This is a genomic window from Pseudomonas sp. No.117, from assembly GCF_054558395.1.
The window spans coordinates 169,949-193,929 of sequence record NZ_BAAJNP010000005.1; the positions used below are offsets into that span (position 1 = coordinate 169,949).

The window sequence follows — 23,981 nt, forward strand, 5'->3', positions numbered from 1 at the left end:
CTCACGGCGCCTGCCGGGCCAGGCTTTCATGGTGTTCGGCGCTCTCCCCTGCCGCCGGCCCGCGCTCCGCTTCCTCGATGCGCTTGTAGGCAGCCAGCGCCTGGCCCACCACCTGATCCATGTTGTAGTAGCGATAGGTGCCCAGCCGGCCGATGAAGATGACGTGGGGGGTCGCTTCCGCCAGGTGCTGGTAACGCCGATAGAGCTCGGCATTCTCCGGGCGCGGGATCGGGTAATAGGGCTCGCCCTCCGCGCTGGGGTACTCGTAGGTCAGGCTGGTGCGCGCGTGGCTCTGACCGGTGAGGTGCTTGTACTCGGTGATGCGGGTATAGGGCACCGCCTCGCTGGGGTAGTTGACCACGGCGACCGGCTGGAAGCGCGGCTCGTCCCGCGTCTCGTGCTTGAAGGTCAGAGAGCGATACGGCAGGCGTCCGAAGCGATAGTCGAAGAATTCGTCGATCGGCCCGCTGTAGACCAGATGCTCGTGAGGGATCAAGTCGCGAATCTCGCGATAGTCGGTGTTGACCATCACCTTGATGTTGGGATGGTCCAGCATCCGCTCGAACATCCGGGTGAAGCCATGCAGCGGCATCTGCTGGAAGGTGTCGCCGAAGTAGCGGTCGTCGGTGGTGGTGCGGGTCGGCACCCGCGCCGTCACCGAGCGATCCAGCTGCGAGGGGTCCAGGCCCCACTGCTTGCGGGTATAGCCGCGGAAAAAGGTCTCGTAGAGTTCGCGCCCCACCTGGTTGATCACCACGTCCTCGGAGGTGCGGATGTCTTCGACCGGCTCGGCACGGGCGGCGAGAAAGGCTTCAGCGCCCTGCTCGTCCAGTTCCAGACCGTAGAGCCGGTTGAGGGTAGTCAGGTTGATCGGGATGGGCACCTGCTGGCCGGCGACCTCGGCCAGCACCCGATGCTCGTAGGGGCGCCATGCGGTGAAGCGCGACAGGTAGTCGACGATGCGCTGGGAATTGGTGTGGAAGATATGCGGACCATAGCGATGCACCAGGACGCCGGCATCGTCGTAGTGGTCGTAGGCGTTGCCGCCGATATGCGGCCGCCGATCCACCACCAGCACGCGCTTGCCCAGCCCGGCGGCGAGACGCTCCGCCAGCACACTGCCGGCGAAGCCAGCCCCCACGATCAGATAATCGAAACGCTCCAGCGCCGTTACCGCCATTGGATCTTCTCCCGCATCAGGTCACAGGTGCTGTCCCAGGACATCCCGGTCAGCAGGGCATCGGCACGCGCCAGAAAGGCTTCGCGCTGATCTTGACTGGCCAGGGCCGCCTCGCAGGCGGCGACGAAGGCCTCGGCGCCCTCGGCGATCCAGACCACGCCGCTGTCGCCGTAGGTACGCACCACATCGGTGATGGGCGTCGAGACCACCGGACAGCCCCCCGCCAGGTATTCGGGCGTCTTGGTGGGGCTGATGAAGCGTGTGGCTTCGTTCAGGGCGAAGGGCATCAGGGCCACGTCCCAGCCGGCCAGGTAGGCGGGCAATTCATCGTAGGTCTTGCCGCCCAGGTAGTGCAGATTGGGCAATTGCGGCAGGCTTTCGGGCGCGATCTTCACCACCGGCCCCAGCATCACCCACTGCCAGTGCGGACGCAGCCGCGCCACTGCGGCCAGCAGGTCGAGATCCAGGCGCTCGTCGATCACGCCATAGAAGCCCAGTCGCGGCTGCGCCAGATCCGCTTGGTCGACAGGTTCCGGCAAGGCGTCACGGGCCTGGCCGAAATGCGCCACGTCCACGCTGCTGGGAAAGGGGAATACCCGTGGATGCCGGTCGCGCTTGGCTTCGTAGAGGCTGTAGCCGCCGGTGAAGACCAGATCGGCGCGCTCAAGCAATTGCGCTTCCCGCTCCAGCAGCGCCGGGGGCGCGCCACGAAAGGCGGACAGTTCGTCCATGCAGTCGTATACCAGGGTCTGCGCAGGGATTTCGCCAGCGTAATCGAGTGCCATGGGCGTGAAGTACCAGGCCACCGTCACCGGCATCTGCAATTCGCGCAGGTAGGTCTGCAAAAGCTCTCGCTGGGCACTCGCGCGCCCCTCGTTCGACAGCCCTGCGGGCAACCGCGGCACCAGTACCCGCACGCCGTTCTCTTCCACGCGCACGTCCAAATGCGCCTTATCGTCCGCCGCGTCCAGGGGCTCTTCGCAATAGAGCACGTTGTAGTGCTCGGCGAAGCGCACCATCTCGTGTTGCGGGCGCTGGTAGACGAAGCTCCAGCGCAGATGCGCCAGGCAGAGCAACAGCGGTCTGCCTGGGTCCAGGGGACGTTCCGCCATCCGTACCGGCTGCGCGGTCTTGCCTAAGGTTTCGGTATGAGGGCCGGCCCAACTCATCTTGTGCTCCTGTCATGTCGAACGCGAGACCGACCGCTGCAGAACACCCGCGGCCCAGCCTGCGCAAGGGCAATTCGTAAAACGTCCAAAGACCGTCCCGACCTTATCGCCAAGAGCACTACGCGATATCGAGCAACGTTATCGACTTATCGAATCGACAAGGGTTCATAACTTTATGGGCAACTTGCGCTTCGCTAGAACCTTTGCCCCCGCACAACTTCAGAAGCTTATCTGCTCGACGAATCGGCAACACTAACGCTTCGTTTAACGTCTTTATCAAGCGAAGCCTTAGTTGCACAAAAACCTGCACGACATATTTATTTTTATTCGGCGGCTACGGGTGACGCGAGGGCGGTTGCATGTTGATGATCACGGGTGGCGCAGGATACATAGGTTCTCATACGACACTGGAATTGCTGCGGGCGGGCCATGAGGTGGTGATCCTGGACAACCTGGTCAACAGCCGGCTGGAAGCGGTGCAACGGATCGCTACCTTGGCCGGACGCGCACCGCGCTTCGTGCAGGGCGATGTCCGCGATCGGCCGCTGTTGGATCGGCTGCTGCGGGAATTGCCGATCACCGGGGTGCTGCACTTCGCCGGCCTCAAGGCGGTCGGCGAAAGCGTCCAGCACCCCTTGCGCTACTTCGACAACAACGTCGGCGGCACCCTGGTGCTCTGCCAGGCCATGGCCGCCGCCGGCGTGCATCAGCTGGTCTTCAGTTCGTCCGCCACGGTCTATGGGCACTGCGCTCCGCCAATCAGCGAAAGCTGCCCCACCGCCGAACCCACCAACCCCTACGGCCAGTCGAAACTCATGGCCGAGCAGGTCCTGCGCGGGCTGGCCACGGCCGATGCACACTGGTCCATCGCCGTGCTGCGCTACTTCAACCCCATCGGTGCCCACCCCTCCGGCTTGATCGGCGAAGACCCCCAGGGCACACCGAACAACCTGGTGCCCTATCTGTTGCAGGTGGCCAGCGGCCGGCGGCCCTGGCTGGAGATCTATGGCGATGACTACCCCACCGCCGATGGCACCGGTGTCCGCGACTACCTCCACGTACAGGATCTGGCACGGGGGCACCTGGCGGCCTTGCACGCCCTGGCGGAGCGTCCCGGGGTCTCGCTCTGGAATCTGGGCACCGGCCGGGGCCATTCGGTCCGGGAGGTGGTGGCTACCCTCGAACGCCAACTGGGTCGCCCCATCCCCTGCCGCGTTGCACCCCGCCGCGCAGGCGACGTGGCCCGCTGCTGGGCCGACCCGGACAAGGCCTGGCGCGAACTGGGCTGGCGCGCCGAGCGCGAACTTTCCACCATGCTGGAAGATGCCTGGCGGTGGCAGTCGCTCAATCCCCAGGGGTATCGGAAAACCGCCAAGGCGACCATTGCCGTGGAAGAACCCGTTCAGAAAAAAGAACCGTCCCAGGCACCGAACTCTCGTTTCGCTTGAAAAGATAAAATCAGCCTATCGAATTACAACGCTTCGCCTGTTATTAGCGAAGCGTTGTAGTCCACTATTCTCTCGAAGAATACCGCCCCAACAAAGGCCATAAACGAAGCGATAAAAATACAATGTTGACTTTATTATTATCGCTTCGCTGTAGTTGATTATGGCAGCGCTTATCTGAGTAGTGAAAAGGTCAGCCGCTCCGGGCCTGACCTCTGCTCTCAACGTCCGCCCTGGGCCTCCAGGATCTGCAGGAAGGCGGCTTCGTCCAGCACCTTGACGCCCAGCTCAGTCGCCTTGGTCAGCTTGGAACCGGCGCCCGGCCCGGCCACCACCACGGCGGTCTTGGCCGAAACCGACCCCGAGACCTTGGCGCCCAGCGCCTCCAGCCGCTCCTTGGCCTCGTCGCGACTCATGGCCTCCAGGGTGCCGGTGAGCACCCAGGTCTGGCCGGCGAACGGCAGCCCCTGCACGGCCTGCCGAGTACTCTCCCAGTGCATGCCGAAGGCCTTGAGCTGCGCCTCGATGGCCAGCGCCTTGGCGACGTTGTCCGGCGCGGCGAAGTATTCGCGCAGGCCCTGCTTGGCTCTTTCGTTGAGTCCGGACAGCGTCTTGAAGGTCAGCCAGTCCTGGGAGCCCTTGATCAGCGCGGCCAGGCTGGGAAAGGCCGCAGCCAGGGTCTTGGCGCCGGTCTTGCCCAGGTAGGGAATGTGCAGCTGGTCGAGGAAGTCGGCGAAGGCGGCGTAGCCGGAGAACTCCGCGTGCACCTCGGCTTCGTCGGCCAATTGGATGCCGTTGGCCAGCAGCGCCTCCAGCACGTCGCGATTGTGTGCGGACTGGAAGAAGTTATGGATCTCAAAGGCCACCTCCGGCCCGATGTCCGGCAGATAGACCAGCACCTCGGGCAAGGCTTCGCGGATACGCTGCAGGCTGCCCAGGGCGCGCGCCAGGCGCTTGGCGGTCTCCTCGCCCACCTCGGGGATGCCCAGGGCGAAGATGAAGCGTGCCAGGCTCGGCGTACGGCTCGCCTCGATGGCGGCGAGCAGATTGCGGCTCGACACCTCGGCGAAGCCCTCGAGTTCGACGACCTGCTCATAGGTCAGGGTGTAGAGATCCGCCGGCGACTTCACCAGCTCGCGATCCACCAGCTGCTCGACGATGCGATCACCCAGGCCGTCGATGTCCATGGCCCGGCGCGAGGCGAAATGGATGATCGCCTGCTTGAGCTGGGCCTGGCAGGCCAGGCGACCGACGCAGCGATAGACCGCGCCCTCGCTCACCGACTCCTTGCCCTTGCCACGCTTCACCAGTTGGGTGCGCTCCACCGCCGACCCGCACACCGGGCAATGGGTGGGGATCTCCACCGGTCGCGCATCCGCCGGCCGCCGCTCCGGTACCACCTGCATGATCTGCGGGATGACGTCGCCGGCACGGCGGACGATGACGCTGTCACCGATCATCACGCCCAGGCGGGCGATCTCGTCCATGTTGTGCAGGGTAGCGTTGGTCACGGTCACGCCCGCTACCTGCACCGGCTTGAGACGGGCCACTGGGGTGATGGCACCGGTGCGGCCCACCTGGAATTCGACGTTGAGCAGCTCGGTCAGCTCTTCGCGGGCGGGAAACTTGTGCGCCAGCGCCCAGCGCGGCTCGCGCGCGCGAAAGCCCAGTTCGCCCTGCCAATCCAGCCGATTGACCTTGTACACCACGCCATCGATCTCGTAGGCCAGGGCATCGCGGCGCTGGCCGATGTCCTGGTAGTAGGCACGGCAGCCTTCCGCGCCCTGTACCTTGCGCAGCTCGCGGCTGATGGGAATGCCCCACTCTTTCAGCTGCTGGAGGATGTCGTACTGGGTGTCCGGCAGAGCACCGCCCTCGACCCGCCCGAAACCGTAGCAGCAAAACTCCAAGGGCCGCTGGGCGGTGATGCGCGAATCCAGTTGGCGCAGGCTGCCGGCCGCGGCATTGCGCGGATTGGCGAAGGTCTTGCCGCCGCTTTCCATGGCGCGGGCGTTCAACGCCTCGAAGCCGGCGCGGGACATGAACACTTCACCGCGCACCTCCAGCACCGCCGGCCAACCCTTGCCCTGCAGGCGCAAGGGCACGTTGCGGATGGTGCGCACATTGGTGGTGATGTCTTCGCCGGTGGTGCCGTCGCCCCGGGTGGCGCCCCGCACCAGCAGGCCGTCCTCGTACAGCAGGCTGACCGCCAGGCCATCGAGCTTGGGTTCGCAGGTGTATTCCACGCCCGAATCCGGCCCGGCGAAGTCGGTCTCGCCGAATTCCTCGCGCAGGCGCTTGCCCACGCTGCGGTCGAAATCCTGCAGATTCTCGTCGGCGAAGGCGTTGCCCAGGCTGAGCATGGGCACCTCATGACGGATGGTGCCAAAGGCGGCCAGGGCCGAGCCACTGACCCTCTGGGTGGGCGAATCGGGCGTCACCAATTCGGGATGCTCGGACTCCAGCGCCTTGAGCTCACCGAACAGGCGGTCGTACTCGGCGTCGGGCACGCTCGGCTCGTCCAGCACATAGTAGCGATAGTTGTGGGCATCGATCTCGCTGCGCAGGGCGGCGATGCGGGTGACGGCATTCTGGGCGTCGGTCATGGCGGTCTCTCACTGTCGCCACCCCGGGGTGGCCCTGGCGGCACCCAGGGCGCCGCGGCAAAACTTACAAACAAAAAGAGCAGCCGAGGCTGCTCTTGGTTCGCTCCGGCGCGATCAACGCTTGAGCATGAGGCTCTTGCGCTCGAAGTCGACGATGCGCTGGCGGTAGTGCTCGATGGTCTGGGCCGTCATGACACTGCGCTGCTCGTCCTTCAGCTCGCCATTGAGTTCGGACGACAGCTTGCGTGCCGCAGCCACCATCAGGTCGAAGGCCTGCTTGGGATGCCGCGGACCGGGCAGGCCGAGGAAGAAGCTCACCGCCGGGGTGTGGAAGTCGTCGATGGCATCCAGGTCGAAGGTGCCCGGGCGCACGGCGTTGGCCATGGAGAACAGCACCTCGCCATTGCCGGACATGCTCTCGTGCCGATGGAAGATGTCCATGTCGCCGAATCTCAGGCCGCTCTCGAGGATGTTCTGCAGCAGCGCCGGACCGGAGAAGCCCTTTTCGTCACGGGAGATGACGTTGATCACCAGCACCTCGTCGACCGGCGCCATGGCGGCATTGCCACTGGCGCTGCTGGTCGGCTCGCTGACCGGCTCGCGCTCGGGCGCCTTGGCGCTCAGCGGCTTTTCCTTGCGCGGCTTGTCGCGCCCACGCAGCGGGACTTCGTCGGCATCGGCGGCCAGGCCGCCCAGGCTCTCGTCGCCCGCGGACAGGTCGAAATCGTCGGCCTTGGGCTCTTCACGCCGCTCTTCGCGACGCTTGCGCTGGGTGGCGCGCGGTGGCGTGAGCTCGCCAGGATCGTCCAGCGAAGGCTCCTTCGGCTCTATCACGCGCGTCGGACCGACGATTTCCGGATCCTCGTCCTCGTGTTCCGGATGATTGCTGAGCGACTGGTCGAGCTTGAACTTGAGCTTGCCCTTGCCACTCATGCGACGCCAACCATCGAAAAGAATACCGGCGATGACGATGACGCCGATGATGATCAGCCACTCGCGCAGACCCATATCCATGAAAAAGACATACCCCTGTGAAAATAATGAACCGACATCCGTCGGGAAACTTTGGAAAGTCATCGCCTGCGAGGCCTTTCCAAAACCTCCGGAACCTACGCCAAGTCAGTGTTCTTGCTAGCTTTTTCTACTTAGCACACAAGCGGCCATAAGCTAGCACGACTGTCGCCAACTTTACACCGCCACACCGCCAGGCTGTGGGGCACTACGCGTCGACCATGGCCACCGCCTCTTCCACATCCACCGCTACCAGACGCGAACACCCCGGCTCATGCATCGTCACGCCCAATAACTGATCGGCCATTTCCATGGCGATTTTGTTGTGCGTGATGTAAATGAACTGCACCTTCTCCGCCATGCTCTTGACCAGCCGCGCGTAGCGGCCGACGTTGGCATCGTCCAGGGGCGCATCCACTTCATCGAGCATGCAGAAGGGTGCTGGGTTGAGTTGGAAGATGGCGAAAACCAGCGCCAGGGCCGTCAAGGCCTTTTCCCCACCCGAGAGCAAATGGATGGTGCTGTTCTTCTTACCCGGCGGCCGCGCCATGATCGCAACCCCGGTATCGAGTAAATCTTCCCCGGTAAGTTCCAGGTAGGCGCTGCCGCCACCGAAAACTTTTGGGAACAGTGCCTGCAGGCCATGGTTGATCTGGTCGAAGGTGTCCTTGAAACGATTGCGCGTTTCCCGGTCGATCTTGCGGATCACGCTTTCCAGGGTCTCCAACGCCTCGACCAGGTCGGCGTTCTGGGCGTCTAGGTAGGTCTTGCGCTCGGCCTGCTGCTGATATTCGTCGATGGCCGCCAGGTTGATCGGCCCGAGCCGGGCGATACGGGCCGCGAGAGCTTCCAGCTCCTGCTCCCAGGCCGCCTCGCTCGCCTCCTCGGGCAAGCTGGCGATCACCGTCGGCAGGTCGTAGCCGTCGGCCGCCAGTTGCTCGGCGAAGCCGCTACGGCGCGTGGCCAGGCCCTGCCATTCCAGGCGATGCTGTTCCAGCTGACCGCGCAGCACCGTCGCCTGCTGTTCCGCCTGCAGGCGCCGCCGCTCGAAGTCGCGCAGCTCGCGATCGGCGTCCTCCAGGGCCAACCGCGCCGTGCGCATCTCCTCGTCCACCTGCAGCCGCCGCTCGAGCAGTTCCTCCAGGCGCAGACGCAGCTCGTCGAGCGGTTCGCCACCCTCGTCCAGGTTGAGAGTCAACTGCTCGCAGCGCTCACCGAGGCGCGCGGTCTGCAACTCCAGCCGTTCCAGCGCCTGGAGGGTCGACTGGCGCTGAGCCCTCAGGGTGGTCAGCCGTACCGTGAGCTGGTGCTGCTGCTCCTGGGCCTGCCGCTGCCGCTGCCGCGCGGATTCCACCGCTTGCCGGTGGCGGTCGCGCTGCTCCTGCAACTGCGCTCGCTGTTCGGTATCCACGGCCATGGCGTCGAGGGCGTCCTGCAGCCGCAAGCGGCACTCGCCCAATTCTTCCTGCTCCCGCGCCAGCAGCTCCTCGACATCCTTGAGTTCAGCCTCCAGCTGGCGCCGGCGGATGCTCAACTGCTCCGCCCGTGCCTGCTGGGCGGAGAGCTGGGCACGAGACTCGGCGAGGCGCTGCTGCTCCTGCTGCTGGCGGCGCCGGGCGTCGTCACGTTCGCCTTCCAGCCGCTGCTGGGCGGCGCGCCTATCCTCCAGGCGCTCCTCCTGCTGCGCGAGCCCTTCGCTCAGTTCAAGGCGGCGGCCCTGCAGCTCCTCCAGCTCGCGGCCACGGGCCAGCACACTGCCTTCGGCGGCCTGGGCGCGGCGGACCCGCAGGAAATGCCGGGAGATCCAGTAGCCTTCCGGGGTGATCAGACTCTGCCCCGCTGCCAGGTCGGCCCGCCGGGCCAGGGCCTCGTCGTAGCCATTCGCGACCAGTACCTGCCCCAGCCAGGGCGACAGGTCTCGCGGCGCCTGCACCTTTTCCAGCAGGCTGCCCGCTGCCGCGGGTACCGCGCCGGGCAGCGCCAGATTGAGGGCGCCACTGGCGAAGGTATCGAGGCGCAGGGGTGCCAGGTCATCCAGGCAGACCGCCTGCAGGTCACTGCCGAGCACGGTTTCCACCGCCAGCTCCCATCCGGGCGTGACCTGCACGTCGTCCGCCAGCTGCGGCGCCTGCAGGAGCCCCTCGGCCTCGAGCCACTGGGCTGCCCCGGTGTCGAGCGCCAGGGCCGCCTGCTGCAGCGCCTCCAGCGAGGCGATGCGACCCTCGAGTCGCTGCAATTCACCCTGGCGCTGGCTCTGCTCGTTGGCCAGCGTCAACAATTCCTCACGCAGTTGCTGCAGGCCATCGGCGATCTGTACTTCCTGTTCCGCCAGCCCTTCCAGCAGGAGTTCGTCTTCGGCGATCTGCTCTTCCAGGGCGACCAGGCGGTCGGACGGTCCGTCCTCGCCCAGCAGGGTGCGCTCGTCGCGCAGTCGCCGCTGCCGCTCCACGCCACGCTCCAGGCTCTGCTCCAGGGAACGGATGCGCGCCTGCTGCACGTCCGCCTCCCGTTGCGGCTCGACGCTGGCCGCGCTGAGCGCTTCCCAGCGCTGCTGCCAGTCGGCCAGGGCCAGTTCGGCCTCCTCCAGGGCAGCGCTCCCCTCTTCGCCCAGGTCACGCGCCGCCTCTTCCTCCGGTTCGAGCATCGCCAGCTCTTCCTCGAAGGTGGCGAGCAGCACCCGGTCATGCTCCAGATGGGATTCCGCCTCGCTGCGCGCCTGTTCGGCCTCGCGCAGATCGTCCTGCAACTGGCGCTGACGCTGCTGGCCGTGCTGGATGGTCTGCTCCAGGCGGGCGATGTCGCCGCCCAGGGAGTAGAAACGCCCCTGCACCTGATTGAAGGCCTCGCTCAGCTCGTGATGACCGTCGCGGAGCCGCTCGATGCCGGCATCCGCCTGGCGCTGCTCGGCGGTCAGGGCCTCCAGGGCGGTCTCCTGGTCGCGGATCACCTTCTCGCGCTGCGCGACGCGCCCATCCAGCTCGCGCCAGCGCACCGCCTGCAATTGCGCCTTGAGTTGCCGCTCTTCCTGCTTGAAGGCCTGGAAGCGCTCGGCCGACTGCGCCTGGCGATGCAGTCGCTCCAGCTGGCGCTCCAGCTCCTCGCGCAGGTCGGTCAGGCGGGCGAGATTCTCCTGGGTACGGCGGATGCGACTCTCGGTTTCGCGCCGCCGCTCCTTGTACTTGGAGATCCCCGCAGCCTCCTCGATATAGTGCCGCAGGTCCTCGGGGCGCGCCTCGATCAGCTTGGAGATCATCCCCTGCTCGATGATCGAATAGCTGCGCGGTCCCAGCCCGGTGCCCAGGAAGATATCGGTGATGTCGCGGCGGCGGCACTTGGTGCCGTTGAGGAAATAGGTGTTCTGCCCTTCGCGGGTCACCCGGCGGCGAATGGAGATTTCCGCGTAGCTGGCGTACTCGCCCACCAGGGTATGGTCGGAATTGTCGAAGATCAGCTCGATGGAGGCCTGGGATACCGGCTTGCGGCTGTTGGAGCCATTGAAGATGACGTCGGTCATCGATTCGCCGCGCAGGTTCTTCGCCGAGCTTTCACCCATCACCCAGCGTACGGCGTCGATGATGTTCGACTTGCCGCAACCGTTGGGGCCGACCACCGCTGCCATGTTGCTCGGGAAATTCACCGTCGTCGGATCGACGAAGGATTTGAATCCCGCCAGCTTGATCGACCTCAACCGCATCTCAGGAGCCCTTGTCCACCGTGCCGTGCCCAACCGCGGGCCAAAAGCTGGGAGTCTACCATCGGCGCGCCCTGCTGCCGTCGCCGTGCATTACCTTATTTCCAGCCGTTCTGCACGGGAGCTGCGGCGACAGGCTATAGTCCTGCACCCTCCCACCGCAGGATGCCCCCATGAAGAGACTTCGCCTCCCCCTGCTCGCCGCCGCCCTGGCGGCCAGCGCCCAGGTCCTGGCAGCCCCGCCGCTGCTCAATGTCTCCTACGACGTGATGCGCGATTTCTACAATGACTACAACCCGGCCTTCCAGGCCCACTGGAAAGCCGAGCATGGGGACACCCCGGTGATCCAGATGTCCCACGGCGGCTCCAGCAAGCAGGCCCGCGCGGTCATCGACGGCCTGCAGGCCGATGTCATCACCATGAACCAGGCCACCGACATCCAGGCGTTGGCCGACCGCGGTCTGGTACCCAAGGACTGGGAAAGCCGCCTGCCGGATCGCAGCGCGCCCTTCACTTCCGCCACGGTGCTGATCGTGCGCCAGGGCAACCCCAAGGGTATCCACGACTGGTCCGACCTGCTCAAGGACGGCGTCCAGGTCATAGTGCCCAATCCCAAGACCTCCGGGAACGGTCGCTACACCTATCTCTCCGCCTGGGCCTACGCCCTGCGCCAGCCGGGTGGTAACGAAGAGAAGGCACGCACCTTCGTCAGCGATCTGTTCAAGCACGTACCCATCCTGGATACCGGCGGCCGCGCTGCGACCACTACCTTCATGAAGAACCAGCAGGGCGATGTCCTGGTGACCTTCGAGAACGAAGCCGAGATGATCGCGCGGGAATTCGGCCGGGGCGGCTTCGAGGTGGTCTACCCGAGCATCTCGGTGCAGGCCGAGCCGCCGGTGAGCGTGGTGGACAGCGTCGTCGACAAGAAGGGCACCCGTGCCGAGGCCGAGGAGTACCTCAAGTACCTCTGGTCCGACGAAGGCCAGAAGATCGCCGCGGACAACTTCCTTCGCCCGCGCAACGCCATCGTACTGGCCCAGTACGCCGACCGTTTTCCCAAGCTCGAACTGATCGATGCCCAGAAGGAATTCGGCCCCTGGGCCGGCATCCAGAAGACCCACTTCGCCGATGGCGGCGTCTTCGACCAGCTCTACACGCCTCAGTGAGACGCTCGCGCCCGGCCAAGTGTCGGGCGCCTGTCTGGCAGGCATAAAGGACGCGCACACGAAAACACCGCCCGGAGGCGGTGTTTTCGTTTATTTGGAGCGGGAAACGAGACTCGAACTCGCGACCCCGACCTTGGCAAGGTCGTGCTCTACCAACTGAGCTATTCCCGCAATGTGGCGTCCCCTAGGGGACTCGAACCCCTGTTACCGCCGTGAAAGGGCGGTGTCCTAGGCCACTAGACGAAGGGGACGAAACCTCTTCCGCAAGGCCTTTCACCTTGCATCCAACCGTCATGAAACAGCCGGATAATGTTTGGAGCGGGAAACGAGACTCGAACTCGCGACCCCGACCTTGGCAAGGTCGTGCTCTACCAACTGAGCTATTCCCGCAATATGGCGTCCCCTAGGGGACTCGAACCCCTGTTACCGCCGTGAAAGGGCGGTGTCCTAGGCCACTAGACGAAGGGGACGAAACCTCTTTCCGCAAGGCCTTTCACCTTGCATCCACCCGCCCGGAGGCAAGCGGATTGTATTTGGAGCGGGAAACGAGACTCGAACTCGCGACCCCGACCTTGGCAAGGTCGTGCTCTACCAACTGAGCTATTCCCGCAATTTTGGCGTCCCCTAGGGGACTCGAACCCCTGTTACCGCCGTGAAAGGGCGGTGTCCTAGGCCACTAGACGAAGGGGACCAGGTAGAATCCCTCGGGACTCTGGCCTACCACTCGGCTGACGCTTGCCGCCGTTGGGAGTGCGCGCATTCTAGGGAGCCTTACCCTGGGCGTCAATAGCTGATTAAATACTTTTCAAATCAACGACTTCGCTCGTACGACAAACGGCGGGCCAGTACCACGGAGAAGGTCATGTCCTCAACGATGATTGCAGCGGTAGTGGGACTCGGCATCCTTCTCATCATCATGATCGCGTTCGTCAATCAGAAGCTCGAGGCGGGACGCCTGGAGAAGCAGCGACTGGTCGCCGACCTCACCGACCGCATCAAGAGATGCGCCCAACTGGCGGGCAGCCTGCCGGGTCAGTTGATGACACCGGCGTTGAAGCAGCTGTTCAATCGCATCGAGCTGGGGCTGATCGCCCGGCTCGGCGCCCTGCAGCCACCCTCCGCCACCCTGACGGCGCGCAAGACCGAGCTGGAAGAGGGCTTGGCCAAGGGTGACGACATCGAAGTCACCAACGTCGCCCGCCCGGTGCATACCGAGGCGCGGGTGAAGGAAGTGCGGGGCTATCTGGAGATGCTGCACTCCTTGGTGGCCCACGCCAACCAGGTCGGCATCCTCGATGGCCAGGAGGCGCAGCGCTGGGTCGCCGAGATGCGCTACCTGCTCACTTTGAGCTATGTGGAATTCTTCCGCTACCAGGCCGAACAGCAGATCAAGAACGAGCACTTCATCCAGGCCCGCCAAGCCTACGAACGGGCCATCATGCAGATCCGCAAGCAGCAGCAACCCGAGCGCTACACCGAATTGCTGGCCTATCTGGAGGAGCAGATGACCCAGGTCAAACGTCAGCAGAGCGAATTGGCCGAGCAGGCCAGCGGCAGCGCCAACGAGCTATCGGACAGCGTGGACACGCTCAAGGATGATAGCTGGCGCAAGAAGAACGACTACGAGTGAGGGCGTCCCTGCCCTCCTCTCCACGTCAGCAGTCGGTCGCCGCCAGGAAGGCCGCCACCAGGGCTTCGATGCCCGCCTGATCCGCCGCGCTGAAGCGCGCCGGATGCGGACTGTCGAGATCCAGCACACCTAGCAAACGTCCCTCCTTGACCAGGGGTACCACCAGCTCACTGCGCGAGGCCGCGTCGCAGGCGATGTGTCCGGGAAAGGCGTGGACATCCTCGACACGTTGCGTCAGGCGCTGGCTGGCGGCCGCTCCGCATACTCCCTTGCTGAAGGGAATGCGCATGCAGGCGACCTTGCCCTGGAAGGGCCCGAGGAGGAGCTGGTCCTGGCCGTCGACGAAATAGAAGCCCGCCCAGTTCAGGTCGGGGACTTCCTGGAAGATGAAGGCGGACAGCTGGGCGGCATTGGCGACCAGATTGCGCTCCCCGGCCAGCAGGGCTTCGACCTGCGCCGCCAGCATCGCATAGCCTTCCAGTCCCGCACCTACGCCCGTCAGTTCTACGGTCATGCTTTCTCCAACAGTTTGAGCCCGACCCACTGCCGGGCGAATTGATAGGCACAACGGCCATTGCGGTTGCCCCGTCCGGACGCCCAGCGGATCGCCTCGCGATCGGCCTCCTCGGACCATTCCAGGGTCACCCCGGCCTTTTCCGCCAGGGTCGCGCACCAGTGGCGGACGACCGCCAGGTAGTGGTCCTGGGTGAAGGGGTAGAAGGACAGCCACAGGCCGAAACGATCCGACAGGGCGATCTTGTCCTCGGCCGCCTCGCTCGGATGCAACTCGCCGTCGACATGCTCCCAGTTGGCGTTGTCGCTCTGCCGCTCGGCCACCAGGTGGCGGCGATTGGACGTCGCGTAGAGCACGACATTGTCGGGCGCCTGTTCCAGCGAGCCATCGAGCACGCTCTTGAGCACGCGATAGTCGTCGCTCCCGGCATCGAACGACAGGTCGTCACAGAACACCACGAAGCGTTGCGTCTGGCCGGCGATCTGCTCCACCACTCGCGGTAGGTCGGCGAGATCGTCACGCTCGATCTCGATCAGGCGCAGGCCCTGCTCCGCATACTCCGCCAGCAGGGCGCGAATCAGGGAGGATTTGCCGGTGCCACGCGCGCCCCACAGCAGGGCATGGTTCGCCGGCAACCCGGTGACGAATTGCCGGGTATTGCGGCCCAGCTGCTCGCGCTGCCGATCGATACCCAGCAGGTCGGACAGCCGCAGCTCCAGATTGACCTCCAGGGGCTGGAGGTAGCCGCCATGCCCCTCGCGGCGCCAGCGCGCGGCGTAGCACCCTTGCCAGTCGAGGGGCTCACGACGATGGGGCAACAGGGGTTCGAGGCGCTCCAGCACCTGCCGCGCGTGGAGCAGAAAGTCTTCCAGGTTGGTACTCACAGAGGATGGTCCTTGACGACAGAAAAGAGCGGCCGGGCGAGCTGCCCGAACCGACCGATGCATTATCGTATGACTTTTGAAATCAGTACAAAGCCTAGCCCTGTCAATCCGCTAGGACGCGAGGGCGAGGCGAACGTGCTTCTCCAGTTGCGCCGGCTTGGTGATGGGCGCGAAGCGCTGGACCCGCCCCCGCTCCGGGCTGATGAGGAACTTGGTGAAGTTCCAGCGGATGGCCGTCCCCAACAACCCGGGTGCCGCGCGCTTCAGGGCCGTGAACAGCGGATGCGCCGCGTCGCCGTTGACCTCGATCTTGGCCATCACCGGAAAGCTGACGCCGAAACGCGTGACGCAGAAGGCCTGGATCTCGGCATTGCCCTCCGGCTCCTGCCCCCCGAACTGGTTGCAGGGAAAGACGATCACGCGGAGCCCCTCGGCCAGGTAGCGCTGCTGCAACCGCTCGAGGCCGTCGTACTGGCGGGTGAAGCCGCAGCGACTGGCGGTGTTGACCACCAGGTAAGCCCTGGCTGGCCAGTCGGCCAGGCGAGCCGTCTGGCCGTCGGCGGTCTGGAACGGCAGGTCCAGGAGCGCGGACGTCACGCGGACGCCCTGGGTTCGAGCTGAAGGGCCACCGAGTTGATGCAGTAGCGCAGTCCGGTCGGCGGCGGACCGTCGGGGAAGACGTGGCCCAGGTGGGCATCGCAGCGGGCGCAGAGCACCTCGACGCGGTGCATGCCGTGGCTGAAGTCTTCCTTTTCCCGCACCGCCTCGCCATCGATGGGCGCGTAGTAGCTGGGCCAGCCGCAACCGGAATCGAACTTGGTGCTGGAGTCGAACAGCGCCAGCTCGCAGCAGGCGCAGTGATAGACGCCGGGCGTCGTGGTGTTGCAGTAGGCACCGGTATAGGGTCTTTCGGTGGCGGCCAGTCGACAGACGCGGAATTGATCGTCGGTCAGGCGCTCGCGCCAGTCTTCCGGGCTACGCTGTACTTTTTCCATGGTGACCTCGCTGGATGCCGGCGCATCTTTTGTAACAGGCGATGCGGCCGTATGATTCCCGCTCAGTCTGGCATCCACCCCCGGATGCTGCCAAGCGCCGGTCGGCGTCCGCCTCTGCCGAGTCTTTCTCGCCCTTTTCCAGGATTCTTTCCACCATGCAGGTCTCCAAGTCGAACAAGCTCGCCAATGTCTGCTACGACATTCGTGGCCCGGTCCTCAAGCATGCCAAGCGCCTCGAAGAGGAAGGCCACCGCATCCTGAAGCTCAACATCGGCAATCCGGCGCCCTTCGGCTTCGAGGCACCCGAGGAGATCCTGCAGGATGTGATCCGCAACCTGCCGACCGCCCAGGGCTATAGCGACTCCAAGGGCCTGTTCAGCGCCCGCAAGGCGGTCATGCAGTACTGCCAGCAGAAGCGTATCGAAGGTGTCGGCATCGAGGACATCTACCTCGGCAACGGCGTCTCCGAGTTGATCGTGATGGCGATGCAGGCGCTGCTCAACAACAACGACGAGGTGCTGATCCCGGCGCCGGACTATCCGCTGTGGACCGCCGCGGTCAGCCTGGCCGGCGGCAAGCCGGTGCACTACCTGTGCGACGAGCAGGCCGGCTGGTTCCCGGACCTGGCCGACATGGAAGCCAAGATCACCAGCAATACCAAGGCGCTGGTGCTGATCAATCCGAACAACCCCACCGGCGCGGTCTATTCCAAGGAAGTGCTGGAAGGCATCGTCGAACTGGCGCGGCGGCACAACCTGGTGCTGTTCTCCGACGAGATCTACGACAAGATCCTCTATGACGAGGCCCTGCACATCTCCACTGCCTCGTTGGCGCCGGACGTGCTCTGCCTGACCTTCAATGGCCTGTCCAAGTCCTATCGCGTCGCCGGCTTCCGTTCGGGCTGGCTGATCGTCTCCGGTCCCAAGCACCGCGCCCAGAGCTACATCGAAGGACTCGACATCCTCGCCAACATGCGGCTTTGCGCCAACGTACCGGCGCAGCACGCGATCCAGACCGCGCTGGGCGGCTACCAGAGCATCAACGACCTGGTGCTGCCGCCGGGGCGTTTGCTGGAACAACGCAACCGCGCCTGGGAGCTGCTCAACGACATCCCGGGCGTGAGCTGCGTGAAGCCGATGGGGGCGCTCTACGCCTTCCCGCGGATCGACCCCAAGGTCTGCCCCATCCACAATGACGAGAAATTCGTCCTCGACCTGCTGCTGTCGGAAAAGCTGCTGGTGGTCCAGGGCACGGCCTTCAACTGGCCCTGGCCGGACCACTTCCGGGTGGTCACCCTGCCCCGCGTCGACGACCTGGAGCAGGCCATCGGCCGCATCGGCAACTTCCTGGGCGGCTACTCCCAGTAGCGGGCAAAGCATTTCCGCGTCTTTCACCGGTTGGCACCCCCTGCGGCGCCAACCGGCACCGGCGCTCGCCCCTCGGCGACCAGGCCAACGCACGACACAGTTTGCAATAGTGGAAACGTTGAATGGATCGGGGCCGAACCTTATATAGCCGGCAGATAAACCTGTGAGGAGCTGTACCCCACCATGATGCGCATTCTGTTATTTCTGGCTACCAACCTGGCGGTGCTGATCGTTGCCAGCATCACCTTGAAGGTGCTCGGCGTGGATCGCTACACCGGTCAGAACTATGGCAGTCTGCTGGTGTTCTGTGCCGTGTTCGGTTTCGCCGGCTCGCTGGTCTCGCTGTTCATCTCCAAGTGGATGGCGAAGATGAGCACCCGCACCGAGGTCATCAGCCAGCCGCGTACTCGTCACGAGCAGTGGCTGCTGCAGACGGTCGAAGAACTCGCCCGCGAAGCCGGCATCAAGACGCCCGAGGTCGGCATCTTCCCGGCCTACGAGGCCAACGCCTTCGCTACCGGCTGGAACCGCAACGATGCCCTGGTGGCGGTCAGCCAGGGCCTGCTGGAGCGCTTCTCCCCCGATGAGGTCCGCGCGGTGCTGGCCCACGAGATCGGCCACGTCGCCAATGGCGACATGGTGACCCTGGCGCTGATCCAGGGCGTGGTGAACACCTTCGTGATGTTCTTCGCGCGGATCTTCGGCAACTTCGTCGACAAGGCCATCTTCAAGAACGAAGAAGGTCATGGTATCGCCTACTTCGTGACCACCATCGTCGCCGAACTGGTCCTGGGTATCCTGGCCAGCATCATCGTCATGTGGTTCTCGCGCAAGCGTGAATTCCGCGCCGACGAAGCCGGCGCTCGATTGGCCGGTCCCAACGCCATGATCGGCGCCCTGCAGCGCCTGCGTGCCGAGCAAGGCATCCCGGTGCAGATGCCCGACACCCTGAACGCTTTCGGCATCAATGGCTCGCTGAAGAACGGCCTGGCCGGCCTGCTGATGAGCCACCCGCCGCTGGAAGACCGCATCGAAGCACTGCGCCGCTACGGCCAGCGCTAAGCGCGAGCAACGAAAGAACCCGGCCTTGGCCGGGTTTTTTCATGGGCGCGTCAAAGCCCGGATGGCATCGCCCAGCCCCTCGCCCGTTAGCGGAAACATGCGCTGCGCCATCAGCTCGCGCAGCAGCTGGATCGAGGTGCTACTGGCCCAACCTTCCTGGGGATAGGGGTTGAGCCAGGCCGCCCGGGGAAAGTGCTGGCACAGCCGCTGGATCCATAGGGCGCCCGGCTCCTCGTTCCAGTGTTCGACGCTGCCTCCGGCGTGGGTGATCTCATAGGGCCCCATGCTGGCATCGCCCACGATCACCAGGCGGTAATCCGCGCCGTAGCGCCGCAGCAGCTCGTCCGTCGCCAGGCCCTCGTCATGACGCCGGGCATTGTCCCGCCAGACGCGCTCATAGACGCAGTTGTGGAAGTAGTAGTACTCCAGGTGGCGGAATTCCAAGCGGCAGGCGCTGAACAGTTCGGTACACAGCCGGACGTGCAGATCCATGGAACCGCCGACGTCGAGCAGGAGCAGCACCTTGGTCGCATTGTGCCGTTCCGGGCGATAGCGGACGTCCAGCAGCCCACCGTCGCGCGCCGTGGCGGCCACGGTGCCGTCGAGGTCGAACTCGGCCGCCGCGCCCTGGCGGGCAAAGCGCCGCAACCGGCGCAGAGCCAGCTGCAGATTGCGGCGGTCGAGGGGCGCGCGGTCGTCCAGGTTGCGGTAGTCGCGCTGCTCCCAGACCTTGGCGGCGCGGCCCTGGCGGGTACCCGCCTCGCCGACGCGCACACCGAAGGGATTGTAGCCACCGCTGCCGAAGGGACTGGTACCGCCGGTTCCGACCCACTTGTTGCCGCCGGCGTGGCGCTCGCGCTGTTCGGCGAGACGCTGCTGCAGCGTCGCAAGCAGTTCGTCGAGACCACCCAGGGCCTGGAGCCGCTGGCGGTCTTCCTCGGAGAGCAGCCGCTGCAGTTCCAGGCGCAGCCAGTCGGCGGGAAGGGCACTCGCCTCCGCGGGACGCTCCGCGCGCGCCATCTCGCCGGCGTAGACCTGATCGAAACGGTCGAAGAAGCGCTCGTCCTTGACCAGCAGCGTACGCGCCAGCAGGTAGAAAGCCTCGGGATCGGCGATCGCCAGACCCGCGTCCAGCGCGGCGTGCAGATCCAGCAGTTCGCCCAGCGACACCGGGATGCCGGCCGCCCTGAGGCGGGTGAAGAAGTCGAGGAACATGCCCGTGTTCAGCTCCGGCGACGGCGCATGAAGGCCTGGCGTTCGAGCAGTTGCAGGTCCTGCTCGTTTTTCAACAGGGCACCGGCCAGCGGCGGCAGACCGCCCTCCCCCTGCAGCCCCTGCTGCGCCGCCTGGTCGCCGAGCAACAGCGCCAGCCAGTCCACCAGCTCCGAGGTGGAGGGCTTCTTCTTCAGCCCCGGCACGCTGCGCAGGTCGAGGAACAGATCCAGGGCTTCCTTGACCAGGCGACCCTGCAGGTCCGGGTAGTGCACCTGAACGATCCGCTCCAGCGTCTCGCGCTGGGGAAAGCGGATGAAATGGAAGAAGCAGCGGCGCAGGAAGGCGTCCGGCAACTCCTTTTCATTGTTGGAGGTGATGATGATCAACGGCCGCCGCTGGGCGCGGATGGTTTCGCCCGTCTCGTAGACGTGGAATTCCATCCGGTCGAGTTCCAGCAGCAGGTCGTTGGGAAACTCGATATCGGCCTTGTCGATCTCGTCGATCAGCAGTACCACCGGATCCTCGGCGGTGAAGGCATCCCACAGTTTGCCCGGCTTGATGTAGTTAGCCACGTCCTGCACCCGGGGATCGCCCAGCTGGGAATCGCGCAGGCGACTCACGGCGTCGTACTCATAGAGCCCCTGCTGCGCCTTGGTGGTGGACTTGACGTGCCAGGTGATGAGGCGTGCCCCCTGGCTCTGGGCCACCTGTTCGGCCAGCAGCGTCTTGCCGGTGCCCGGCTCACCCTTCACCAGCAGCGGACGCCCCAGCTGGATGGCCGCATTGACCGCCAGGCTGAGCTCCGCCGTGGCCACGTAACGCTCGGTACCCTGAAAAGCCATCGTCGATCCTCAACGCCTGTTTCTCCAGACGATAGCACGCCGCGACCGGGCTGGACGCCACTGGACGCAAGGCCTAGGCTGCGAGTTTTCCGCGCCGTACAGGGATCCCCATGAGCCGCATCTTCGCTGACAACGCCCAGTCCATCGGCAATACGCCGCTGGTCTACATCAATCGCCTCGGTCCCAAGGGCGTAACCCTGCTCGCCAAGATCGAGGGGCGTAACCCGGGTTATTCGGTCAAGTGCCGCATCGGCGCCAACCTGATCTGGGACGCCGAGGCCAAGGGGCTGCTCAAGCCCGGCATGAGCCTGGTCGAACCCACCTCGGGCAATACCGGCATCGGCCTCGCCTATGTCGCCGCCGCCCGTGGCTATCGTCTGGTGCTGACCATGCCCGCCTCCATGAGCCTGGAACGCCGCAAGGTGCTCAAGGCGCTGGGTGCGGAGCTGGTGCTCACCGAACCGGCCAAGGGCATGAAGGGCGCCATCGAGAAGGCCCGGGAGATCGCCGAGAGCGAGCCGGGGCGCTACTTCATGCCGCAGCAGTTCGACAATCCCGCCAACCCGGCCATCCATGAAAAGACCACCGGACCCGAGATCTGGAACGACACCGACGGCGCCATCGACGTCCTGGTAGCCGGTGTCGGCACCGGGGGCACCCTCACCGGCATCTCGCGCTTCATCAAGAACACCAAGGGCAAGCCGATCCTGTCGGTCGCGGTGGAACCGGAAACCTCGCCGGTGATCAGCCAGACCCTCGCCGGCGCCGAGGTGAAGCCCAGCCCGCACAAGATCCAGGGCATAGGCGCGGGTTTCGTTCCGCGCAACCTGGACCTGGCGATGGTCGACCGCGTCGAGCAGGTCAGCGATGAGCAGGCCAAGCTGATGGCCCAGCGACTGATGCGCGAGGAAGGCATCCTCTGCGGCATCTCCTGCGGGGCCGCCATGGCCGCGGCGGTCAGGCTGGCGGAAACGCCGGAAATGCAGGGCAAGACCATCGTGGTCATCCTGCCGGATTCTGGCGAACGCTATCTCTCGACGATGCTGTTCGATGGCCTGTTCGACGAACAGGACCTGGTCCAGTAGGACGCGGCCAGCGCTGCCCGGCGTCGATCAAGGCAGCGCTGGCACGGCATAGACCGCTTAGCTCCGCCCAAGAAAAAGCCCGGTTTCCCGGGCTTTTTTCGTATCAGAGATGCTTGATCTCGGCCTTGGCATCCAGGGCCCGGCGATAGGCCGCGAAGTCTACCTGTCCGGCACGCGACGCCAGGTAGCGGCGATACAGGGCCTTGTCCTCGGCACTCAGGGCTTCCTTGGGTACCCCTACGCCTTGCAGGCGCAGCAGGACGAAGTCACCGTTCTGCAGGCTGATCCCTGCAAAGGACGGCTTGTCACCTTCCGGCTTGGCCATGCGGAACACCGCCTGCAACACCTGGGGATCGACGCCCTCCTGGTTGCGGGTGGCAGCCTCGATGGTGCGCCAGTCGCCTGCCGCGGCCTTGCCACCGTCGCGCAGGGTCTTGAGTTGCCCTTCACCAGCCTGCTTGGCCACGGCTGCGGCCTTTTCCTGGGTCAGGCGCGTGACGATCTCGTTCCTGACTGCATCCAGGGGTTGCAACTGGGGCGTACGGTGCTCCTTGTCGCGGATCACCACCAGGGTTTCCGGATCCAGTTGCAGGGCGGCGCTGTTGGCGCCGTTGCGCAGCACGTCCTCGCTGAAGGCGGCTTCTATCACCTGGCGATTGGCGGTGAGGCCTTCGCCCCCTTCGCGACCGAAGGGCGCGCTGGTCTTGACCTGCAGACCCTGCTCCTGGGCCGGCTGGCTCAGGTCGGAGGCTTCATAGGCCGAGCTTTCCAGCTTGCGACCCGCTTCCACGAACAGGCGATCGGCATCTTCCGCTTTGAGCTGCTGCTCCAGGCGCGGACGCACGCTGGCCAGGGTGGGCACCTCGGGAGCCTGGACGCCCTGCAGCTTGATCAGGTGCCAGCCGAAGCTGGTACGCACCGGTGCGGACACCTGCTGCGGCGCCAGGGCATACAGCGCCTCTTCGAACGCCGGATCATAGACACCGCGACCGGCGAAGCCGAGGTCACCGCCATTGGCTGCCGAACCCGGGTCCTGGGAGAATTCCTTGGCGAGCTTGGCGAAGTCTTCACCCTTGCTCAGGCGCTCCTGAATCTGCTGGATCTTGGCCTTGGCCTGATCGTCGTTCTGCTTGTCGTTGACCTCGATGAGGATATGCGCCGCGTCACGCTGCTCCGACAGGTTGGCGATCTCGGACTTGTAGGCGGCCTGCAGGCGGCTTTCGTCGACCTTGGCCTTGGCCAGGAAGGCATCCTTCTTCAGCTCGACGTAATCGATGACCACCTGCTCGGGGGTCATGAAGGCGTTCTTGTGGCTGTCGTAGTAGGCCTGGATCTCCTCCTGGGTCGGCGTGATGCCAGCCGGCGACGCCTTGACGGTACGCATGGCGAAGTCACGGGTCTGCCGCTCGAGTGCAGCGAAGGCCTCGATGTCGGCATCGGTGACGAAGTTGCTGCCGACGATACCGGCACGCAGCTGGCCGATCAGCATCTCGTCCCGCAGCAGATCGCGGAACTGCAGGCGGTTGTAGTTCATCTGGCGAACGGCCTGATCGAAGCGCTGGGGATCGAAACGCCCTTCGGTCTGGAATTCGGGGGTATTGAGGATCAGTTGGTCGAGCGCCTGCTCGGAAAAGGCGAAGCGATCCGCCTTGGCGCTCTGCAGGATGAGCTGCTTGTCGATCAGCGCCTTGAGCGCCGATTCGCGCAGCAGGCGGTCATCCAGCGTGGAAGGATCGAAGCCCTGTCCCAGCTGTTGCTGCAGCTGTCGACGCTGCATTTCCACGGCCTGGGCCAGCTCCGTCTGCTTGATCTCCTCTCCATTGACCAGGGCTACCGCACCCTGGTGACCCGTCGCGCGGATGATCGCTTCGAAGCCGGTCAGTGCCATCAGCAGGATGATGAATCCGATGATGACTTTGGCAATCCATCCCTGCGAACGGTCCCTGATGTTTTGTAGCATGTTCCCCCCACGAGCTGTGGCCGGACCGGCCATGGCGAATTCGTCGAATAGCAAATAGCGAAAAGGCGCATCTCGAGATGCGCCTTTTCGTCAATCAAGGACCTTGCATCCAGCAGGATGGCGGGTACCGGCAACCTACTCCGGTGACCCGCCCAT

General features: G+C 64.9%; 18 protein-coding genes and 6 tRNA genes. 6 read left to right on the forward strand and 18 right to left on the reverse strand.

Going from position 1 to position 23,981, the window contains the following annotated elements:
- Position 1: 1 nt before the first annotated feature.
- Positions 2-1,180, reverse strand: coding sequence for a UDP-galactopyranose mutase (gene glf / locus ACYJP6_RS13540; RefSeq protein WP_459475528.1), 1,179 nt, complete (start codon positions 1,178-1,180; stop codon positions 2-4).
- Positions 1,171-2,349 (reverse strand): glycosyltransferase family 1 protein, encoded by a 1,179-nt coding sequence (locus ACYJP6_RS13545; RefSeq protein WP_459475529.1) that lies wholly within the window; start codon positions 2,347-2,349, stop codon positions 1,171-1,173. Before ACYJP6_RS13545 ends, glf begins: the two co-directional genes overlap by 10 nt.
- 359 nt (positions 2,350-2,708) lie before the next feature.
- Here ACYJP6_RS13545 and galE point away from each other — a divergent pair, with 359 nt between their 5' ends.
- Complete coding sequence (gene galE / locus ACYJP6_RS13550) at positions 2,709-3,797, forward strand: UDP-glucose 4-epimerase GalE (protein ID WP_459475530.1); 1,089 nt, start codon at positions 2,709-2,711, stop codon at positions 3,795-3,797.
- Between the two features lie 218 nt (positions 3,798-4,015).
- Here the strand turns inward: galE and ligA are convergent, their stop codons facing one another.
- From ligA to smc, 3 genes are all read right to left on the reverse strand, one after another.
- Positions 4,016-6,400, reverse strand: a complete 2,385-nt coding sequence (gene ligA, locus ACYJP6_RS13555) for an NAD-dependent DNA ligase LigA (RefSeq protein WP_459475531.1) — start codon at positions 6,398-6,400, stop codon at positions 4,016-4,018.
- 114 nt (positions 6,401-6,514) lie between these two features.
- Positions 6,515-7,414, reverse strand: a complete 900-nt coding sequence (gene zipA / locus ACYJP6_RS13560; RefSeq protein ID WP_459475532.1) for a cell division protein ZipA — start codon at positions 7,412-7,414, stop codon at positions 6,515-6,517.
- A gap of 205 nt (positions 7,415-7,619) precedes the next feature.
- Positions 7,620-11,105 carry a chromosome segregation protein SMC gene (gene smc, locus ACYJP6_RS13565; RefSeq protein WP_459475533.1) on the reverse strand — a complete coding sequence of 1,162 codons (3,486 nt, stop codon included), beginning with the start codon at positions 11,103-11,105 and terminating at the stop codon, positions 7,620-7,622.
- A 170-nt stretch (positions 11,106-11,275) separates the two neighbouring features.
- On the opposite strand from smc, the gene ACYJP6_RS13570 reads away from it, so the two are divergent.
- Positions 11,276-12,271 (forward strand): sulfate ABC transporter substrate-binding protein, encoded by a 996-nt coding sequence (locus tag ACYJP6_RS13570; RefSeq protein WP_459475534.1) that lies wholly within the window; start codon positions 11,276-11,278, stop codon positions 12,269-12,271.
- A gap of 95 nt (positions 12,272-12,366) precedes the next feature.
- On the opposite strand, the gene ACYJP6_RS13575 is transcribed toward ACYJP6_RS13570, so the two are convergent.
- From ACYJP6_RS13575 to ACYJP6_RS13600, 6 genes are all read right to left on the reverse strand, one after another.
- Positions 12,367-12,442: transfer RNA gene (locus tag ACYJP6_RS13575), tRNA-Gly, on the reverse strand.
- Between the two features lie 4 nt (positions 12,443-12,446).
- Positions 12,447-12,522 (reverse strand) — tRNA-Glu (locus ACYJP6_RS13580).
- A gap of 63 nt (positions 12,523-12,585) precedes the next feature.
- A tRNA-Gly gene (locus ACYJP6_RS13585) sits at positions 12,586-12,661 on the reverse strand.
- Between the two features lie 4 nt (positions 12,662-12,665).
- Positions 12,666-12,741 (reverse strand) — tRNA-Glu (locus ACYJP6_RS13590).
- A 64-nt stretch (positions 12,742-12,805) separates the two neighbouring features.
- A tRNA-Gly gene (locus ACYJP6_RS13595) sits at positions 12,806-12,881 on the reverse strand.
- A 5-nt stretch (positions 12,882-12,886) separates the two neighbouring features.
- Positions 12,887-12,962: transfer RNA gene (locus tag ACYJP6_RS13600), tRNA-Glu, on the reverse strand.
- Between the two features lie 171 nt (positions 12,963-13,133).
- Between ACYJP6_RS13600 and ACYJP6_RS13605 the strand changes: the two genes are divergently transcribed.
- Positions 13,134-13,901, forward strand: a complete 768-nt coding sequence (locus ACYJP6_RS13605) for a hypothetical protein (RefSeq protein WP_459475535.1) — start codon at positions 13,134-13,136, stop codon at positions 13,899-13,901.
- 25 nt (positions 13,902-13,926) lie between these two features.
- Here the strand turns inward: ACYJP6_RS13605 and ACYJP6_RS13610 are convergent, their stop codons facing one another.
- The 4 genes from ACYJP6_RS13610 to msrB all read right to left on the reverse strand — a co-directional run bounded on the left by ACYJP6_RS13610 (position 13,927) and on the right by msrB (position 16,294).
- Positions 13,927-14,415 (reverse strand): GAF domain-containing protein, encoded by a 489-nt coding sequence (locus tag ACYJP6_RS13610; RefSeq protein WP_459475536.1) that lies wholly within the window; start codon positions 14,413-14,415, stop codon positions 13,927-13,929.
- Entirely contained in the window at positions 14,412-15,299 is an 888-nt protein-coding gene (locus ACYJP6_RS13615) for an ATP-binding protein (protein ID WP_459475537.1), read from the reverse strand. Before ACYJP6_RS13615 ends, ACYJP6_RS13610 begins: the two co-directional genes overlap by 4 nt.
- Before the next feature lie 111 nt (positions 15,300-15,410).
- Complete coding sequence (locus tag ACYJP6_RS13620) at positions 15,411-15,896, reverse strand: glutathione peroxidase (RefSeq protein ID WP_459475538.1); 486 nt, start codon at positions 15,894-15,896, stop codon at positions 15,411-15,413.
- Positions 15,893-16,294 (reverse strand): peptide-methionine (R)-S-oxide reductase MsrB, encoded by a 402-nt coding sequence (gene msrB / locus ACYJP6_RS13625; RefSeq protein ID WP_459475540.1) that lies wholly within the window; start codon positions 16,292-16,294, stop codon positions 15,893-15,895. The genes ACYJP6_RS13620 and msrB overlap by 4 nt, the downstream gene beginning before the upstream one ends.
- A 155-nt stretch (positions 16,295-16,449) precedes the next feature.
- Between msrB and ACYJP6_RS13630 the strand changes: the two genes are divergently transcribed.
- On the forward strand, positions 16,450-17,661 hold the full coding sequence (locus tag ACYJP6_RS13630) for a pyridoxal phosphate-dependent aminotransferase (RefSeq protein WP_459475541.1): 1,212 nt from the start codon (positions 16,450-16,452) through the stop codon (positions 17,659-17,661).
- Positions 17,662-17,844: 183 nt separating this feature from the next.
- Complete coding sequence (gene htpX, locus ACYJP6_RS13635) at positions 17,845-18,723, forward strand: protease HtpX (RefSeq protein ID WP_145012731.1); 879 nt, start codon at positions 17,845-17,847, stop codon at positions 18,721-18,723.
- A gap of 39 nt (positions 18,724-18,762) precedes the next feature.
- On the opposite strand, the gene ACYJP6_RS13640 is transcribed toward htpX, so the two are convergent.
- Both ACYJP6_RS13640 and ACYJP6_RS13645 read right to left on the reverse strand, forming a co-directional pair.
- Entirely contained in the window at positions 18,763-19,938 is a 1,176-nt protein-coding gene (locus ACYJP6_RS13640; protein WP_459475542.1) for a vWA domain-containing protein, read from the reverse strand.
- Between the two features lie 8 nt (positions 19,939-19,946).
- On the reverse strand, positions 19,947-20,780 hold the full coding sequence (locus ACYJP6_RS13645; protein ID WP_459475543.1) for an AAA family ATPase: 834 nt from the start codon (positions 20,778-20,780) through the stop codon (positions 19,947-19,949).
- Between the two features lie 110 nt (positions 20,781-20,890).
- Here ACYJP6_RS13645 and cysK point away from each other — a divergent pair, with 110 nt between their 5' ends.
- Positions 20,891-21,865 carry a cysteine synthase A gene (gene cysK / locus ACYJP6_RS13650; RefSeq protein ID WP_459475544.1) on the forward strand — a complete coding sequence of 325 codons (975 nt, stop codon included), beginning with the start codon at positions 20,891-20,893 and terminating at the stop codon, positions 21,863-21,865.
- Between the two features lie 103 nt (positions 21,866-21,968).
- Here cysK and ACYJP6_RS13655 read toward each other — a convergent pair whose 3' ends face one another.
- Positions 21,969-23,825, reverse strand: a complete 1,857-nt coding sequence (locus tag ACYJP6_RS13655) for a SurA N-terminal domain-containing protein (RefSeq protein ID WP_459475545.1) — start codon at positions 23,823-23,825, stop codon at positions 21,969-21,971.
- Positions 23,826-23,981 lie beyond the last annotated feature (156 nt).

Bases quoted from the DNA above. Each gene is read 5' to 3' on its own strand.
- smc (WP_459475533.1), bottom strand. From the start codon at position 11,105: ATGCGGTTGAGGTCGATCAAGCTGGCGGGATTCAAATCCTTCGTCGAT.
- ACYJP6_RS13640 (WP_459475542.1), bottom strand. From the start codon at position 19,938: ATGTTCCTCGACTTCTTCACCCGCCTCAGGGCGGCCGGCATCCCGGTG.
- ACYJP6_RS13610 (WP_459475536.1), bottom strand. From the start codon at position 14,415: ATGACCGTAGAACTGACGGGCGTAGGTGCGGGACTGGAAGGCTATGCG.
- ACYJP6_RS13605 (WP_459475535.1), top strand. From the start codon at position 13,134: ATGTCCTCAACGATGATTGCAGCGGTAGTGGGACTCGGCATCCTTCTC.
- msrB (WP_459475540.1), bottom strand. From the start codon at position 16,294: ATGGAAAAAGTACAGCGTAGCCCGGAAGACTGGCGCGAGCGCCTGACC.
- ACYJP6_RS13570 (WP_459475534.1), top strand. From the start codon at position 11,276: ATGAAGAGACTTCGCCTCCCCCTGCTCGCCGCCGCCCTGGCGGCCAGC.
- zipA (WP_459475532.1), bottom strand. From the start codon at position 7,414: ATGGATATGGGTCTGCGCGAGTGGCTGATCATCATCGGCGTCATCGTC.
- glf (WP_459475528.1), bottom strand. From the start codon at position 1,180: ATGGCGGTAACGGCGCTGGAGCGTTTCGATTATCTGATCGTGGGGGCT.
- htpX (WP_145012731.1), top strand. From the start codon at position 17,845: ATGATGCGCATTCTGTTATTTCTGGCTACCAACCTGGCGGTGCTGATC.
- galE (WP_459475530.1), top strand. From the start codon at position 2,709: ATGTTGATGATCACGGGTGGCGCAGGATACATAGGTTCTCATACGACA.
- cysK (WP_459475544.1), top strand. From the start codon at position 20,891: ATGAGCCGCATCTTCGCTGACAACGCCCAGTCCATCGGCAATACGCCG.
- ACYJP6_RS13630 (WP_459475541.1), top strand. From the start codon at position 16,450: ATGCAGGTCTCCAAGTCGAACAAGCTCGCCAATGTCTGCTACGACATT.
- ligA (WP_459475531.1), bottom strand. From the start codon at position 6,400: ATGACCGACGCCCAGAATGCCGTCACCCGCATCGCCGCCCTGCGCAGC.
- ACYJP6_RS13655 (WP_459475545.1), bottom strand. From the start codon at position 23,825: ATGCTACAAAACATCAGGGACCGTTCGCAGGGATGGATTGCCAAAGTC.
- ACYJP6_RS13545 (WP_459475529.1), bottom strand. From the start codon at position 2,349: ATGAGTTGGGCCGGCCCTCATACCGAAACCTTAGGCAAGACCGCGCAG.
- ACYJP6_RS13645 (WP_459475543.1), bottom strand. From the start codon at position 20,780: ATGGCTTTTCAGGGTACCGAGCGTTACGTGGCCACGGCGGAGCTCAGC.